14 protein-coding genes are annotated in these 13,931 nt (G+C 63.2%); 8 read left to right on the top strand and 6 right to left on the bottom strand.

Annotated elements, in window-relative coordinates; genetic code table 11:
* Positions 1-227 precede the first annotated feature (227 nt).
* The 7 genes from AC3WLP_RS01820 (at position 228) to AC3WLP_RS01850 (ending at position 5,136) form a co-directional block, all read left to right on the top strand.
* Positions 228-1,607 carry a nucleobase:cation symporter-2 family protein gene (locus AC3WLP_RS01820; RefSeq protein ID WP_003251186.1) on the top strand — a complete coding sequence of 460 codons (1,380 nt, stop codon included), beginning with the start codon at positions 228-230 and terminating at the stop codon, positions 1,605-1,607.
* Positions 1,608-1,702: 95 nt separating this feature from the next.
* On the top strand, positions 1,703-2,095 hold the full coding sequence (gene tusD, locus AC3WLP_RS01825; RefSeq protein WP_003251188.1) for a sulfurtransferase complex subunit TusD: 393 nt from the start codon (positions 1,703-1,705) through the stop codon (positions 2,093-2,095).
* Position 2,096: 1 nt separating this feature from the next.
* Positions 2,097-2,456 carry a sulfurtransferase complex subunit TusC gene (tusC, locus tag AC3WLP_RS01830; RefSeq protein ID WP_012051832.1) on the top strand — a complete coding sequence of 120 codons (360 nt, stop codon included), beginning with the start codon at positions 2,097-2,099 and terminating at the stop codon, positions 2,454-2,456.
* Positions 2,456-2,752, top strand: a complete 297-nt coding sequence (tusB, locus tag AC3WLP_RS01835) for a sulfurtransferase complex subunit TusB (RefSeq protein WP_003251193.1) — start codon at positions 2,456-2,458, stop codon at positions 2,750-2,752. Before tusC ends, tusB begins: the two co-directional genes overlap by 1 nt.
* Positions 2,749-3,084 carry a TusE/DsrC/DsvC family sulfur relay protein gene (locus AC3WLP_RS01840; protein WP_012051831.1) on the top strand — a complete coding sequence of 112 codons (336 nt, stop codon included), beginning with the start codon at positions 2,749-2,751 and terminating at the stop codon, positions 3,082-3,084. Before tusB ends, AC3WLP_RS01840 begins: the two co-directional genes overlap by 4 nt.
* Positions 3,081-4,082: a glycosyl transferase family protein gene (locus AC3WLP_RS01845; RefSeq protein WP_010954805.1), complete on the top strand. Its 1,002-nt coding sequence runs from the start codon at positions 3,081-3,083 to the stop codon at positions 4,080-4,082. The genes AC3WLP_RS01840 and AC3WLP_RS01845 overlap by 4 nt, the downstream gene beginning before the upstream one ends.
* A 94-nt stretch (positions 4,083-4,176) precedes the next feature.
* Positions 4,177-5,136 carry a glutathione S-transferase family protein gene (locus AC3WLP_RS01850; RefSeq protein ID WP_004576098.1) on the top strand — a complete coding sequence of 320 codons (960 nt, stop codon included), beginning with the start codon at positions 4,177-4,179 and terminating at the stop codon, positions 5,134-5,136.
* A 105-nt stretch (positions 5,137-5,241) separates the two neighbouring features.
* Here the strand turns inward: AC3WLP_RS01850 and cysG are convergent, their stop codons facing one another.
* The 6 genes from cysG to AC3WLP_RS01880 all read right to left on the bottom strand — a co-directional run bounded on the left by cysG (position 5,242) and on the right by AC3WLP_RS01880 (position 12,841).
* Complete coding sequence (gene cysG / locus AC3WLP_RS01855; RefSeq protein ID WP_088512486.1) at positions 5,242-6,633, bottom strand: siroheme synthase CysG; 1,392 nt, start codon at positions 6,631-6,633, stop codon at positions 5,242-5,244.
* Positions 6,634-7,914, bottom strand: coding sequence for a serine--tRNA ligase (gene serS / locus AC3WLP_RS01860; RefSeq protein ID WP_012051829.1), 1,281 nt, complete (start codon positions 7,912-7,914; stop codon positions 6,634-6,636).
* A 30-nt stretch (positions 7,915-7,944) separates the two neighbouring features.
* Entirely contained in the window at positions 7,945-8,319 is a 375-nt protein-coding gene (gene crcB, locus AC3WLP_RS01865) for a fluoride efflux transporter CrcB (RefSeq protein WP_003251205.1), read from the bottom strand.
* The gene (locus AC3WLP_RS01870; protein WP_003251207.1) at positions 8,316-9,641 is read right to left on the bottom strand and encodes a replication-associated recombination protein A; all 1,326 of its coding nucleotides are present in this window, start codon (positions 9,639-9,641) and stop codon (positions 8,316-8,318) included. The genes crcB and AC3WLP_RS01870 overlap by 4 nt, the downstream gene beginning before the upstream one ends.
* Before the next feature lie 12 nt (positions 9,642-9,653).
* Positions 9,654-10,277: an outer membrane lipoprotein periplasmic chaperone LolA gene (gene lolA, locus AC3WLP_RS01875; protein WP_017148218.1), complete on the bottom strand. Its 624-nt coding sequence runs from the start codon at positions 10,275-10,277 to the stop codon at positions 9,654-9,656.
* A gap of 62 nt (positions 10,278-10,339) precedes the next feature.
* Positions 10,340-12,841, bottom strand: a complete 2,502-nt coding sequence (locus tag AC3WLP_RS01880) for a DNA translocase FtsK (RefSeq protein WP_014859313.1) — start codon at positions 12,839-12,841, stop codon at positions 10,340-10,342.
* A gap of 407 nt (positions 12,842-13,248) precedes the next feature.
* Here AC3WLP_RS01880 and aat point away from each other — a divergent pair, with 407 nt between their 5' ends.
* Positions 13,249-13,929, top strand: a complete 681-nt coding sequence (aat, locus tag AC3WLP_RS01885) for a leucyl/phenylalanyl-tRNA--protein transferase (RefSeq protein ID WP_003251213.1) — start codon at positions 13,249-13,251, stop codon at positions 13,927-13,929.
* Positions 13,930-13,931 lie beyond the last annotated feature (2 nt).

Consider the following 13,931-nt stretch of genomic DNA (forward strand, 5'->3'; position numbering starts at 1 on the left):
AGGTTCAGCGCCTGATAGATCGAGCGGCGCCCGCGCAGCGCATCGCGAGCAAGCTCGCTCCTACATCAGTTTCGAGCCAATTATGCCGGCAACCGCAATAACTGACCAAAAAGTCAGATAACCAGGCAAATGGTCGCCGATCATGTCGCCATCCTGCTTTTCTCTACCGCTATCTTTCATCACCCCGTAGAATGCGCTCCTTTTTTCTTCCGGGGCGGCTTTCAGCAATGAGCTCACACGAACACAGCCCAGGCGCAGCGGCGCCTGCCAATGAACTGGTGCTTGGTCTGGAGGACAAGCCACGGCTGTTGATCGGCCTGTTGGCAGCCCTGCAGCACCTGCTGGCGATCATCGTACCTATCGTCACCCCTGGCCTGCTGATCTGCCAGGCGCTGGGCGTATCTGCACGTGATACCAATTTGATCGTTTCGATGTCGCTGGTGATCTCGGGTATCGCCACCTTCGTCCAGTGCAAACGCTTCGGCCCATTTGGCGCGGGGCTGCTGATCGTTCAGGGCACCAGCTTCAACTTCGTCGGCCCGCTGATTGCCGGCGGTGCGCTGATGGTCAAGCAAGGTACGCCGGTTGAGGGCGTAATGGCGGCCATTTTTGGTGTGGTAATCGCAGGCTCGTTCGTCGAGATGGGCGTGTCGCGCATCCTGCCCTTCGTCAAACGCCTGATCACCCCGCTGGTGACTGGCATCGTGGTGTTGATGATCGGCCTGACACTGATCAAGGTCGGCCTGATCAGCATGGGAGGCGGCTTTGGTGCCATGGCCAATGGCACCTTTGCCAATGGCGAAAACCTGCTGATGTCGGGCGTGGTATTGGCGATCATCGTCGTTCTCAACCGTATCCCGGTGGTGTGGATGCGCAGCTGCGCCATCGTCATCGCCCTCGCGGTCGGCTATGCGCTGGCCGGTTTCCTGGGCCGCCTGGACTTTACCGGCATGCACGAGGCCGCGCTGTTCCAGGTGCCGACACCGCTGCACTTTGGCCTGGGCTTCTCGTGGGCGCTGTTCATTCCCATGCTGGTGATCTACCTGGTCACTTCGCTGGAAGCCATCGGTGACGTTACCGCCACCAGCAAGGTGTCGCGCCAGCCGGTCGAAGGGCCGGTGTGGATGCAGCGGATCAAGGGGGGCGTGCTGGTCAACGGCGCCAACTCGCTGCTGGCCGGTCTGTTCAACACCTTCCCTAGCTCGATCTTTGCCCAGAACAACGGGGTGATTCAGCTGACCGGTATTGCCAGCCGTCATATCGGTATGTGGATTGCCGTAATGCTGGTGTTGCTGGGTCTGTTCCCGAGTGTTGCCGGGGTGATTCAGGCCGTGCCGGAGCCGGTGCTGGGCGGCGCGGCGATGGTCATGTTTGGCGCGGTTGCGGCGTCGGGTATCAATATTCTGGCCAGCACCCGGCTGGACCGTCGGGCGCTGCTGATTATTGCGGTGTCGTTGGCGCTGGGGCTGGGCGTGGCGCAGGTGCCGGAATTCCTGGCGCACATGCCGGCGGCGATTCGCAACGTGCTGGAGTCGGGCGTGGCTACCGGGGGGATTTGTGCGCTGGTGCTGAACTGGTTCTTGCCGGAGGGCAAGGAGCAGGCTTGAACCTGGAGATTGAATGATAAGCCCGCGCCCGCTTGCACAAGCGGGTGCGGGCTTTTTTGCTTTATCATGGCACCATTCCTTTGCATGAGTTAGCCATGAAATTCGCTATCGCGGTGTTCTCCCCGGCCCATGCGCCCTCTTCGCGACGCGCCCTGCGCTTCGCCGAGGCGGTGCTGGCCGGCGGGCATGAGATTGCCCGACTGTTCTTCTATCAGGACGGGGTGCACAGTGCCTCGGCCAACGTCGTCGCCCCCCAGGACGAACTGGACGTGGCTGGCCAGTGGCGCACGTTCATACAGACCCATCAGCTGGACGCCGTGGTGTGTATCGCCGCCGCCCTGCGCCGTGGCGTGCTCGACGAAGCCGAGGCCAACCGCTACCAGCGCCCGGCCGTGAACCTGCCCAAGCCCTGGGAACTGTCGGGGCTGGGCCAACTGCACGAGGCCGCGCAAGTGGCCGATCGTCTTGTCTGCTTCGGAGGCGACTGATATGGCCAAGTCTTTGTTGATCATCAGCCGTCAGGCACCGTGGAATGGCCCCTCTGCCCGCGAGGCGCTGGACATCGCCCTGGCCGGCGGCGCGTTCGACCTGCCGTTGGGCATGCTGTTCCTCGACGATGGTGTGTTCCAGCTCGCGCCGGACCAGCAACCCACCGCCGTGCAACAGAAGAACCTGGCCGCCAACCTGCAGGCGCTGCCGATGTTCGGTGTCGAAGAACTGTTCGCCTGCAACCACAGCCTGGCCCGCCGCGGCCTGGCAGCCGAGACCCTGGCGCTGCCGGTGCAAGTGCTCGATGACGCAGCGCTGACCGCGCTGATAGCCCGTTTCGACCAGGTGATAACGCTCTGATGAAGACCCTGCATGTAATTGCCCATTCCCCGTTTGGCGACGAGCGCCTGGCCAGTTGCCTGCGCCTGCTCGGTGCCGAAGATGCCCTGCTGCTGTGCGGCGATGCCGTGTATGCCCTGCGCAGCGGCAGCGAGCCGCATGGCCATCTGCAAGCCGCCGGCCTGGCCCAGCGCCTGTTCGCCCTGGACGAGGATGTACAGGCCCGCGCGGTCGGCAACGACCTGGCAAAGGCCGTGGACTACGCCGGGTTCGTCGAACTGTCGCTGCAATACGACAAGGTCAACAGCTGGCTATGAATACACTCACCGTTGGCGATCAGGCGATCGCCCTGGACAAGGATGGCTTCCTGGTCAACCTGCAAGACTGGTCCCACGACGCCGCCGAGGCGTTGGCCAAGCGCGAGGGTATCCCGTTGACGGCGGACCACTGGGAAATCCTCGAACTGCTCCGTCAGTTCTACCAGGAATACCAGCTGTCTCCGGCCACCCGCCCGCTGATCAAGTACACAGCCCTCAAGCTGGGCCCTGAAAAGGGCAACAGCCCGCACCTTAACCGCCTGTTCAACGGCACCCCCGCCAAACTTGCCGCCAAGCTGGCGGGCCTGCCCAAGCCGACCAACTGCATATGACTGAACCTCGTCCGCTCACTCTGGAAACCCCCGCCGAACACCCGTTCGCCGAATTCGTGCGCATTCTCGGCAAAGGCAAGCGCGGCGCGCGTGGCCTGACCCGCGAGGAGGCCCGTGCAGCCATGACCCTGCTGCTGGAAGGCAAGGTCGAAGACACCCAGCTCGGTGCCTTTCTCATGCTGCTGCGGCACAAGGAAGAAAGCGCCGAAGAGCTGGCCGGCTTCACCGAGGCCTTGCGCGCCCACCTGCAGGCGCCGCGCATCGCCGTTGACCTGGACTGGCCCACGTACGCCGGCAAGAAGCGTCACCTGCCCTGGTACCTGCTGGCCGCCAAGTGCCTGGCCAACAATGGCGTGCGCATTCTGATGCACGGCGGCGGCGCACACACTGCCGGGCGTATGTATACAGAACAACTGCTCGACCTGCTGCAGATTCCGCTGTGCCGCGACTGGGCCGCCGTCGGCAACGCGCTGGACCAGCACCAGCTGGCATTCTTCCCGCTGCACGACTGGGCGCCGCAGCTGCAACGCATGATCGACCTGCGCAACACCCTGGGCCTGCGCTCGCCCATCCACTCGCTGGCGCGAGTGCTCAACCCGCTGGGCGCTCGCTGTGGATTGCAGAGCATCTTTCACCCCGGTTACCAGGCCGTGCACCGCGAAGCCAGCCGCTTGCTGGGCGACCATGCCGTGGTGATCAAGGGTGATGGCGGCGAAATCGAGGTCAATCCCGATGTCATCAGCCATCTCTACGGCACCACGGCGGGTGAGGCGTGGGATGAAGAGTGGCCAGCGCTGAGCGAACGTCGCCATGTCAAGCCGCCCAGCCTGCAGGCAGAACACTTGCTGGCGTTCTGGCGTGGCGAAGTGGAAGACAGTTATGGCGAGAAGGCCCTGATTGCGACCATGGCGCTGGCCCTGCGTGGCTTGGGACAGCACCGCGAGCAGGCGTTCGTCACAGCGCAAGGCTACTGGGACACTCGAAATAGATCGATTTAGCCGATAATAGAACCGCGATCTTTGCGTTATTTCTTCGAACGATTTGGCCTAGACTGGGCTCCAACGACAAACAACTTTGTTTCAGGAGCTCACAATGGGCCTATTGATCGACGGCCGCTGGCACGACCAGTGGTATGAAAACGGCAAGGACGGCACGTTCAAGCGGGAGAATGCCCAGCGCCGCAATCAGTTGCCCGCCCCCGAGGCCGGCCGCTACCACCTGTACGTGTCGCTGGCCTGCCCATGGGCCCACCGCACCCTGATCTTTCGCGCGCTGAAAGGCCTGGAGCCGTTGATCGACGTGTCGGTGGTCAGCTGGCTGATGCAGGACCATGGCTGGACCTTCGATCAGCAGCAAGGCTCCAGCGGGGACCACCTAGACGCCCTGCAGTACCTGCACCAGCGCTACACCCAGGATGACCCGCACTACACAGGACGCGTGACGGTGCCTGTACTGTGGGACAAGAAAGAGAAGCGCATCGTCAACAATGAGTCGGCAGAAATCATCCGCATTTTCAACAGCGCATTCAACGAGCTGACCGGCAATACCCTGGACCTTTACCCCGCATCGCTGCGCCCGACCATCGAAGCACTGAACGCACGTATCTACCCCGCGGTGAACAACGGCGTGTACCGCGCAGGCTTTGCTACCACGCAAGACGCTTATGAGGCTGCCTTCGACGACGTGTTCAACGAGCTGGATTACCTGGAAGCCTTGCTAGGCCGCAATCGCTACCTGGCGGGTGAGTACCTGACCGAGGCTGATGTACGCCTGTTCACTACACTGGTGCGCTTCGATGCGGTGTACCACGGGCACTTCAAGTGCAACCTGCGCCGCCTGAGCGACTACCACAACCTGTCGAACTGGCTGCGTGAGCTGTACCAGTGGCCTGGGGTGGCGGGCACGGTGAACATGGAGCATATCCAGAAGCACTATTACATGAGCCACAAGACCATCAACCCGAACGGGATTGTGCCTAAAGGGCCTTTGCAGGACTTTGGCTTGCCGCATGATCGAGAGCGGTTGGTGGGCAAAGGGATTTGGCAGGCTTGAGAAAGCCGGGGCTGCTTTGCAGCCCATCGCGACACAAGGCCCACACACAAGGACCTTGCAATGCCTGGGGCATGTGCGATGGGCCACAAAGCGGCCCCCACGATTTCAGCTGTTCTGCGAACCTTCGAACCAGGCCAGCTTGTCACGCAACTGCACCACCTCCCCCACAATCACCAGGGTCGGCGCATGCACCTCGTGCTGGGCCACCAGGTCTGGCAAGTCCGCCAAGGTGCCGGTGAACACGCGCTGATTACGCGTGGTCCCCTGCTGCACCAACGCCGCCGGGGTACTCGCGGCACGCCCGTGGCGAATCAGCTCGGCACAGATGGTCGGCAAGCCCACCAACCCCATGTAGAACACCAAGGTCTGCGCCGGCGCCACCAGATCAGTCCACGGCAGGTTGCTTGTGCCGTCCTTGAGGTGCCCGGTAACGAAGCGCACCGACTGGGCATAGTCGCGGTGAGTCAGCGGAATGCCGCCATACGCCGAGCAGCCGCTGGCCGCGGTAATGCCCGGCACCACCTGGAACGGAATGCCATGCTCGGCCAGCTCTTCGATCTCTTCGCCGCCCCGGCCGAAGATGAACGGGTCGCCACCCTTCAGGCGCAGCACCCGCTTGCCCTGCCGAGCCAGATCGACCAACAGGCGGTTGATCTGGTCCTGCGGCACTGAATGATCAGCGCGGCGCTTGCCTACATAGATGCGCTCGGCATCACGACGACACATATCGATGATGGCGGGTGCGACCAGGCGGTCGTACAGCACCACGTCGGCCTGCTGCATCAGGCGCAAGGCACGGAAGGTCAGCAAGTCCGGATCACCCGGGCCGGCACCAACCAAGTACACCTCACCGCCCTGCTGCACCGGTGCGCCGTCCACCATCGCCTGCAACAGACGTTCGGCTTCAGCACCCTGCCCGGCCAGCTGACGCTCGGCGATCGGCCCCTGGAACACGGTTTCCCAGAAGCCACGACGCTGGTTGACGTCCGGGTACAGGGATTTGACCTTGTGCCGGAAGCGTGCCGCCAGCCCGGCCAGTTCACCATAGGCCGAAGGGATCCAAGCCTCGAGCTTGGCGCGAATCAGGCGCGCCAGTACCGGGGCGTCACCGCCGCTGGAAACCGCAATTACCAGCGGCGAGCGGTCTACGATCGCCGGGAAGATCACCGTACACAGGGCTGGCGCATCCACCACATTGACCGGGACGCTAAGGGCCTGCGCATCAGCCGACACCTGGGCATTCAGCCCAGGGTCGTCGGTGGCCGCGATCACCAGCCGGCAACCGACCAGGTCGGCTGCCTGATAGCCACGCACCAGCACCTCACCGCTACCTTCCCGGGCCAACGCGGCCAACTGGCCGTCGACGTCCGGCGCCACCACGCGCAGCACGCCGCCGGCATCGGCCAGCAGGCGCGCCTTGCGCAAGGCGATCTCACCGCCACCGACGACCAGCACGCGGCCGCCCTGCAGCTTGTGGAACAGCGGCAGGTAATCCATTTAGCGGATGACCTCGACGCCGCCCATGTAAGGCTTCAGCACTTCCGGCACCAGGATCGAACCGTCGGCCTGCTGGTAGTTCTCCAGCACAGCCACCAGGGTACGGCCTACGGCCAGACCGGAGCCGTTGAGCGTGTGTACCAGCTCTGGCTTGCCGGTTTCCGGGTTACGCCAGCGAGCCTGCATGCGGCGCGCCTGGAAGTCACCACAGTTGGAGCACGAGCTGATTTCGCGGTACTTGTCCTGGCTTGGCACCCACACTTCCAGGTCGTAGGTTTTCACCGCACCAAAGCCCATGTCGCCAGTGCACAGGGCCAGCACGCGGTATGGCAACTCAAGCAACTGCAGCACGCGCTCGGCGTTGGCGGTCAGGCCTTCCAGGGCTTCCATCGACTTGGACGGCTCTACCACCTGCACCATCTCGACTTTGTCGAACTGGTGCTGGCGGATCATGCCGCGGGTGTCACGGCCAGAAGCGCCGGCTTCGCTGCGGAAGCAAGGGGTGTGGGCAACCAGTTTGAGCGGCAGCTGCTTGGCGTCGAGGATTTCACCCGCCACCAGGTTGGTCAGCGACACTTCGGCGGTCGGGATCAGGTAGAAGTCAGCCTCGCCTTCGCGGGTGATCTTGAACAGGTCTTCCTCAAACTTCGGCAACTGGCCAGTGCCCTGCAGCGCGGGCGCCTGCACCATGTACGGGGTGTAGTGTTCCTCGTAGCCATGTTCGCCGGTGTGCAGGTTGATCATGAACTGCGCCAGGGCGCGGTGCAGACGGGCAACCGGACCACGCAGCACAGCAAAACGGGCACCGGACAGCTTGGCAGCCGCTTCGAAGTCCAGGCCACGGCTGATTTCACCGAGGGCCACATGGTCCTTGATTTCGAAGTCGAACGCCTTCGGCGTGCCCCAACGGCGCACTTCGACGTTGTCGTCTTCACTGGCGCCGACCGGCACGCTGGCGTCCGGCAGGTTGGGAATGGTCAGCAAGATGCTATCCAGTTCGGCCTGAATGGCGTCCAGCTCAGCCTTGCCGGCAGCCAGTTCGTTGGCCATGCGCTCGACGTCCGCCATCAGCGGGGCGATGTCTTCACCCTTGGCCTTGGCCTGGCCGATGGACTTGGAACGGGCGTTACGCTCAGCCTGCAGCTGTTCGGTGCGGGTCTGCACCGCCTTGCGGCGCTCTTCCAGTGATTCGATGCGCGCGACATCCAGGCTGAAGCCACGGGAGGCCAGGCGATCCGCCACTTCCTGAAGTTGGCCGCGTAACAGTTTGGAATCGAGCATATCGTTCTCTCGTTATGTGTAGGTGTTGGTTCAGAATCGGGTCAGGGACAGGCCAGCCCAGGTTGCGAGCAGCCCGCCCACTACGCTGATACTGGTATAGCCCAAGGCAAGGGGCACTTGCCCGCTTTCCATCAGGCGCACGGTATCGAGCGAGAAGGAGGAAAAGGTCGTCAGGCCCCCGAGGAAGCCGACAATCAGGCCGGCGCGCAGTTCGACCGGCGCCAGCGGCTTGTGCAAGAACAAGCCATAGAGCAAGCCGATCAGCAGACAGCCAACCAGGTTGACCGCCAGCGTACCGGCATAGAAGTGCCGTGGCCAGTGGGCCGCTACCCAGTTAGTGGTAGCAAAGCGCAACAAGGTGCCGGCAATACCACCCGCGCTGACCGCGGCGATGAGTGCAATCACGGTTTTCTCCGCTGGCGGGGGCTGTTGCGGTCGAGGTCGGCCAGATGGCGCAGCTTCTCGCCAATTTTCAGTTCCAGGCCACGGGGCACCGGCTGATAGTACTGGCGCGGTTCCAGCTCGTCGGGGAAGTAATCCTCACCGGCGGCGTAGGCGTCAGGTTCATCGTGGGCATAGCGGTACTCGTCGCCATAGCCCAACTGCTTCATCAGCTTGGTCGGGGCATTGCGCAGGTGCAACGGCACCTCCAGCGAACCATGCTCGGCCGCTTCGCGCAGGGCGGTCTTGAACCCCACGTACACCGCGTTGCTCTTGGGTGCACAGGCCAGGTAGGTGATGGCCTGTGCCACCGCCAACTCGCCCTCGGGGCTGCCAAGGCGCTCCTGCACATCCCAGGCTGCCAGGCACAGGCTAAGCGCACGCGGGTCGGCGTTGCCGATGTCTTCGCTGGCCATGCGCACCACGCGGCGGGCGATGTACAACGGATCGCAGCCGCCGTCGAGCATACGTGCAAACCAGTACAGGGCGCCATCGGGGTTGGAGCCGCGCACCGACTTGTGCAGCGCGGATATCTGGTCGTAAAACGCCTCGCCGCCCTTGTCGAAGCGGCGGCGACTGTCACCCAGCAGGCTCTGTAGCATCTCGACGTCGATCTCGCTGCCGTCTTCAGCCAGGTCCGAGGCGTTCTCAAGGAAGTTGAGCATGCGCCGGCCATCGCCGTCGGCGGCGGCCATCAGCATCTTGAAGGCGTCGTCGCCCACCCGCAGGTTGCGCTTGCCCAGGCCACGCGCTTCCGTCAGCGCACGGTTGACCAGCTTGCGCAGGGCCGCTTCGTCCAGGCTCTTGAGCACATACACCCGCGCCCGCGACAGCAGCGCGTTGTTCAGCTCGAACGACGGGTTTTCGGTGGTGGCACCGATGAACAGCAGGGTGCCGTCCTCGACATAGGGCAAAAACGCGTCCTGCTGCGACTTGTTGAAGCGGTGCACCTCGTCAACGAACAGGATGGTGCGACGGCCATATTGGCCAGCCTGCTGTTTGGCCACCTCCACCGCCTGGCGAATCTCTTTCACCCCGGCCAGCACCGCCGACACCGTTTCGAAGTGCGCATCGCAGAACTGCGCCAGCAACCGCGCCAGCGTGGTCTTGCCGACCCCGGGCGGCCCCCAGAAGATCATCGAGTGCAGCGCACCTTGTTCCAGCGCTTCGCGCAGCGGTTTACCGCGCGCCAGCAGGTGCTCCTGGCCGACGTACTCATCCAGGCTGGACGGGCGCAGACGGGCGGCCAGGGGCTGGGCGACAGGTTCGCTTCGAAACAGGTCCATGGCGAGCTCTGGTTACTCCTTGATCACGTCCGCGCCTTTGGGGATGTCGAACTTGAACTTGCTGTCCGGCACCGCCTGGTTGGCCTTGACGCCATTGAACAGGATGTTGGTGCGCTGGCCGACGCTGTCGATCAGCTGCATGTCATTGATCAGGCCTTTGCGGAACGACACGCGCAGCGAGTCGAACAACGTGTCCTTGGTCTTTGGCTTGAGGGTGAAGTCCATCACCTCACCCTGCTCCTTCGAGGCGATGTCGAAGCTCTGGCTGATCTTCGACACATCCCCTGACAGCAGCAGCGCCGGGGTCTGGTTCAGGCGCACGTCGAGCTTCTTGATGGTGACCTGCTCCAGGTCCGGGTCCCACAGGGTGACGTTCTTGCCGTCCGACACCACCACCTGCTCCTGCGGTGCATCGGTGTGCCAGTAGAACAGGCCAGGGCGCTTGACCGTCATCTTGCCCGAGGTTTCCTGCAGGCTGGTGCCATCGGCGCCCAGGGTCAGCTGGGAGAAGTTGGCCTCGATGGTCTGCGACTTTTCCAGTAACTGGGTCAGGCGTTGTACGTCTTGCTCACCGGCATAAGCAGTAACCGAGCCCAGGGTAAGGGCAGAAACCAACAGCATGCGAATCGCGCGCATGGGAATCCTCATTGAGCGTTGAAAAGGCCGGGCGCCACCGTTGGCACCCGGCAGGGTGTTCATCAGTCGCGCGGGCCGCCCGGGGCTATCACTTCCCGCGAGCCGTTGCTGTTCATCGGGGTGACAACGCCGGCCATCTCCATCGACTCGATCATGCGCGCGGCACGGTTGTAGCCGATCTTCAGCTTGCGTTGCACGGCAGAAATGGAGGCGCGACGGCTCTCAAGCACGAATTGCACCGCTTCATCATACAGGGCGTCGGTTTCGGCATCGTCACCCTCGCCACCGCCGCCGCCGCCATCAAAGCCGCTACCGGCTTCTTCGACGCCGTTGAGGATGTCGTCGTTGTAGTCCGGGGCGCCACGCAGCTTCCACGCCTCGACCGTGCGGTGCACTTCGTCGTCGGACACGAATGCGCCGTGCACCCGGATCGGCAGGCTGGTGCCCGGCGGCATGTACAGCATGTCGCCATGGCCCAGCAGCTGTTCGGCACCGCCCTGGTCGATGATGGTACGCGAGTCGATCTTGCTCGACACCTGGAACGCCATACGGGTCGGAATGTTGGCCTTGATCAGGCCGGTGATCACGTCCACCGACGGGCGCTGGGTGGCGAGGATCAGGTGAATACCGGCCGCCCGTGCCTTCTGCGCGATGCGGGCGATCAGCTCTTCGACCTTCTTGCCGACGATCATCATCATGTCGGCGAATTCGTCCACCACCACCACGATGGTCGGCAAGGTTTTCAGCGCAGGTGGCTCATCGTCCATGCTCTCACGGCGATACAGCGGGTCATGGATGATTTCGCCCGCTTCCTGGGCGTCCTTGATCTTGCGGTTGAAACCGGCCAGGTTACGCACGCCCATGGCCGCCATCAGTTTGTAGCGCCGCTCCATCTCCGCCACGCTCCAGCGCAGGGCGTTGGCGGCGTCCTTCATGTCGGTGACCACCGGGCACAGTAAGTGCGGGATGCCTTCGTAGATCGACAGTTCAAGCATTTTCGGGTCGATCATGATCAGCCGCGCGTCTTCCGGGCTGGACTTGAACAGGATCGACAAAATCATCGCGTTCACACCCACCGACTTACCGGAGCCGGTAGTACCGGCCACCAACAGGTGTGGCATCTTGGCCAGGTCAGTGATCACCGGCTTGCCGCCGATGTCGTGGCCCAGCGCCAGCGTGACGGGCGATTTCTGCTCGTCGTACTGCGGCGTGGCCAGCACTTCGGAGAAGCGCACCATCTGGCGGTTTTCGTTGGGTATCTCGATACCTACCGTGGTCTTGCCAGGGATGACCTCGACCACTCGCACACTGGTCACGGCCAGCGAACGCGCCAGGTCCTTGGCCAGGTTGGCGATGCGGCTGACCTTCACGCCGGCGGCCGGCTGGATTTCGTAACGGGTAATTACCGGGCCGGGGTGGATCGAATCCACCGCCACTTCCACACCGAATTCCTTGAGCTTGATTTCCAGCAGCTGACCGACGCCGGCCAGGGATTCTGGCGAATACTCGATCTTTTTCTGTTCGGCCGGGTCGAGGATGGAAATCGAGGGCAAGGTGCCTTCCACGGCGCTGTCGACAAACAGCGGCGCCTGCTTTTCCTTCATCGCCCGCTTGCTCGGCTCCGGCGCCTTGGCGGCTGACGGCGGCACAATGGTGGGCGCTGCGTGCTGCTGACGGGGCACCACGGTTTCACGCGGCGCCAATGCCTCAGGCGCCGTTTCACGTGGCGGCACAATCGGTTCGCGTGCAAGGGTTGGCTCACGTGGCTCGACCGGCTGAGCGGGTGGCTCTTCACGCTTGAGGATGCGCTCGCGCAGTGACGGTTTGGCCGGCTCGCGCTTCTCGGCAGCCATCGGCGCGGCCTTGAACACCGGTTCATCCTCGCGCAGCTGTGCCTCGAGGCGCTTGCGCTCGTTGCGCGCTTCCCACCAGCGGGTGGCAGCCCCCTGCACCAGTTCGAACAGGTCGAGGGTGATCTTGCCGGTCAGGTCCATCACCTTGAACCACGACAGGTCGGTGAAGACGGTCAGGCCGAACAGGAACAGGGCAATGAACATCAGCGTGCTGCCCTGCACGTTCAGCAGGTTGCGCGCCAGGTCGCCCAGGCTTTCGCCCAGTGCACCACCGGCGGAGAACGGCAGGCTGGCGGGCGGGTGGAAGTGGATATGCGCCAGCGCTGCCCCCGACAGCACCAGGAACACCAGGCCAATCAGCCGCCAGGAGAACAGCCAGCCGCTCCAATCCCACGGCTGGTGGCGTTCGCGGAAAATCTGCCAGGTCTTGACCGCCAGCAGCAGCGGGAAAATATAGGCGAAGTAACCCAGCACCATGAACAGGATGTCGGCGAAGTAGGCACCGGCACGCCCGGCCGCATTCTGCACCTGGTCGACGTTGCTGGTGTGGCTGAAGCCCGGGTCCGACGTATCGTAGGTCAGCAGCGCCATCCACAGGTACAGGCACAGCGCGCCGACAGCGATCAACGCACCTTCCTTGAGGCGATAATGCAGCTGCTGCCGCCACAGTGGCACAGGCAATGGAGCTGGAGTTGCGGTGGATTTCTTCAAAACGCGTCTATTCCTGCGCGTGGTGCGCGTCCAATAGTGATCGGCCGCTGCGCGACCAACGAACCACTACTTTTAACATTACTGCCCGCCAGCCGCCATGGCGGCACGCCGTATGGGGGTTTGGCCGGGGGCGAATTCATATAGCTGCAATTTGAGCATGCATTTTCTTTTGTGACAAAGGCTTATGCTGTGTTTTTGCACAGGTGTGACAGCAAATGTAGCGGATGGTGCCTGCGGTTTGATGAATGTGTAGGAAATTGCCCTGAATTGCCGCAAAACGGCCTCACCTCCCTGTAGGGGGTAGCTTGTGCAGGTTACCGCGCAGGCTTTGAGGCACCCAAAGAGATTGACCCCGCTTTTGACCCAAGCCATGCTGCCCTCTCCCCTCCCCCACCGCACGATAGACCATGCTCACCTGGCTGACCCGCGACTCGCTGACCTTCCCGCCCCTGGAAAAGGCGCTGCACGACCCCAACGGCCTACTGGCCGCCGGCGGTGACCTGAGCCCCGAGCGCCTGGTGCAGGCGTATCGCCATGGCTGCTTCCCGTGGTACCAGGACGGCCAACCGATCCTGTGGTGGTCACCCGACCCGCGCACGGTGTTGTTGCCTGACCAACTACATGTGTCACGCTCGCTGGCCAAGCTGATGCGCCAAGGCCGCTACCAGGTCAGCTTCGACACCGACTTCCCGGCCGTGATCGCCGCCTGCGCCGCGCCTCGCGACTACGCTGACGGCACCTGGATCACCGACACCATGCGCAACGCCTACTGCGAGCTGCACCGCCGTGGCATCGCCCATTCGGTCGAAGTTCGCCAGGACGGCGAACTGGTCGGGGGCCTGTACGGCCTCGCCATGGGCCAGCTGTTCTTTGGCGAATCGATGTTCAGCCGCGCCGACAACGCCTCCAAGGTCGGCTTCGTGACCTTGGTCAACCACCTGAGAGACGCCGGCTTCGTGCTTATCGACTGCCAGATGCCGACCAACCACCTGCACAGCCTGGGCGCCCACGCCATCAGCCGTGCCGAGTTCGCCAGCTACCTGGCACGCCACCTTGACCAACCCAACAGTGCTTCATGGGTTGCCTAGGC

This window comes from Pseudomonas sp. FW305-E2 (genome assembly GCF_058782925.1).

Bases quoted from the DNA above. Each gene is read 5' to 3' on its own strand.
- AC3WLP_RS01820 (WP_003251186.1), top strand. From the start codon at position 228: ATGAGCTCACACGAACACAGCCCAGGCGCAGCGGCGCCTGCCAATGAA.
- tusD (WP_003251188.1), top strand. From the start codon at position 1,703: ATGAAATTCGCTATCGCGGTGTTCTCCCCGGCCCATGCGCCCTCTTCG.
- tusC (WP_012051832.1), top strand. From the start codon at position 2,097: ATGGCCAAGTCTTTGTTGATCATCAGCCGTCAGGCACCGTGGAATGGC.
- tusB (WP_003251193.1), top strand. From the start codon at position 2,456: ATGAAGACCCTGCATGTAATTGCCCATTCCCCGTTTGGCGACGAGCGC.
- AC3WLP_RS01840 (WP_012051831.1), top strand. From the start codon at position 2,749: ATGAATACACTCACCGTTGGCGATCAGGCGATCGCCCTGGACAAGGAT.
- AC3WLP_RS01845 (WP_010954805.1), top strand. From the start codon at position 3,081: ATGACTGAACCTCGTCCGCTCACTCTGGAAACCCCCGCCGAACACCCG.
- AC3WLP_RS01850 (WP_004576098.1), top strand. From the start codon at position 4,177: ATGGGCCTATTGATCGACGGCCGCTGGCACGACCAGTGGTATGAAAAC.
- cysG (WP_088512486.1), bottom strand. From the start codon at position 6,633: ATGGATTACCTGCCGCTGTTCCACAAGCTGCAGGGCGGCCGCGTGCTG.
- serS (WP_012051829.1), bottom strand. From the start codon at position 7,914: ATGCTCGATTCCAAACTGTTACGCGGCCAACTTCAGGAAGTGGCGGAT.
- AC3WLP_RS01870 (WP_003251207.1), bottom strand. From the start codon at position 9,641: ATGGACCTGTTTCGAAGCGAACCTGTCGCCCAGCCCCTGGCCGCCCGT.
- lolA (WP_017148218.1), bottom strand. From the start codon at position 10,277: ATGCGCGCGATTCGCATGCTGTTGGTTTCTGCCCTTACCCTGGGCTCG.
- aat (WP_003251213.1), top strand. From the start codon at position 13,249: ATGCTCACCTGGCTGACCCGCGACTCGCTGACCTTCCCGCCCCTGGAA.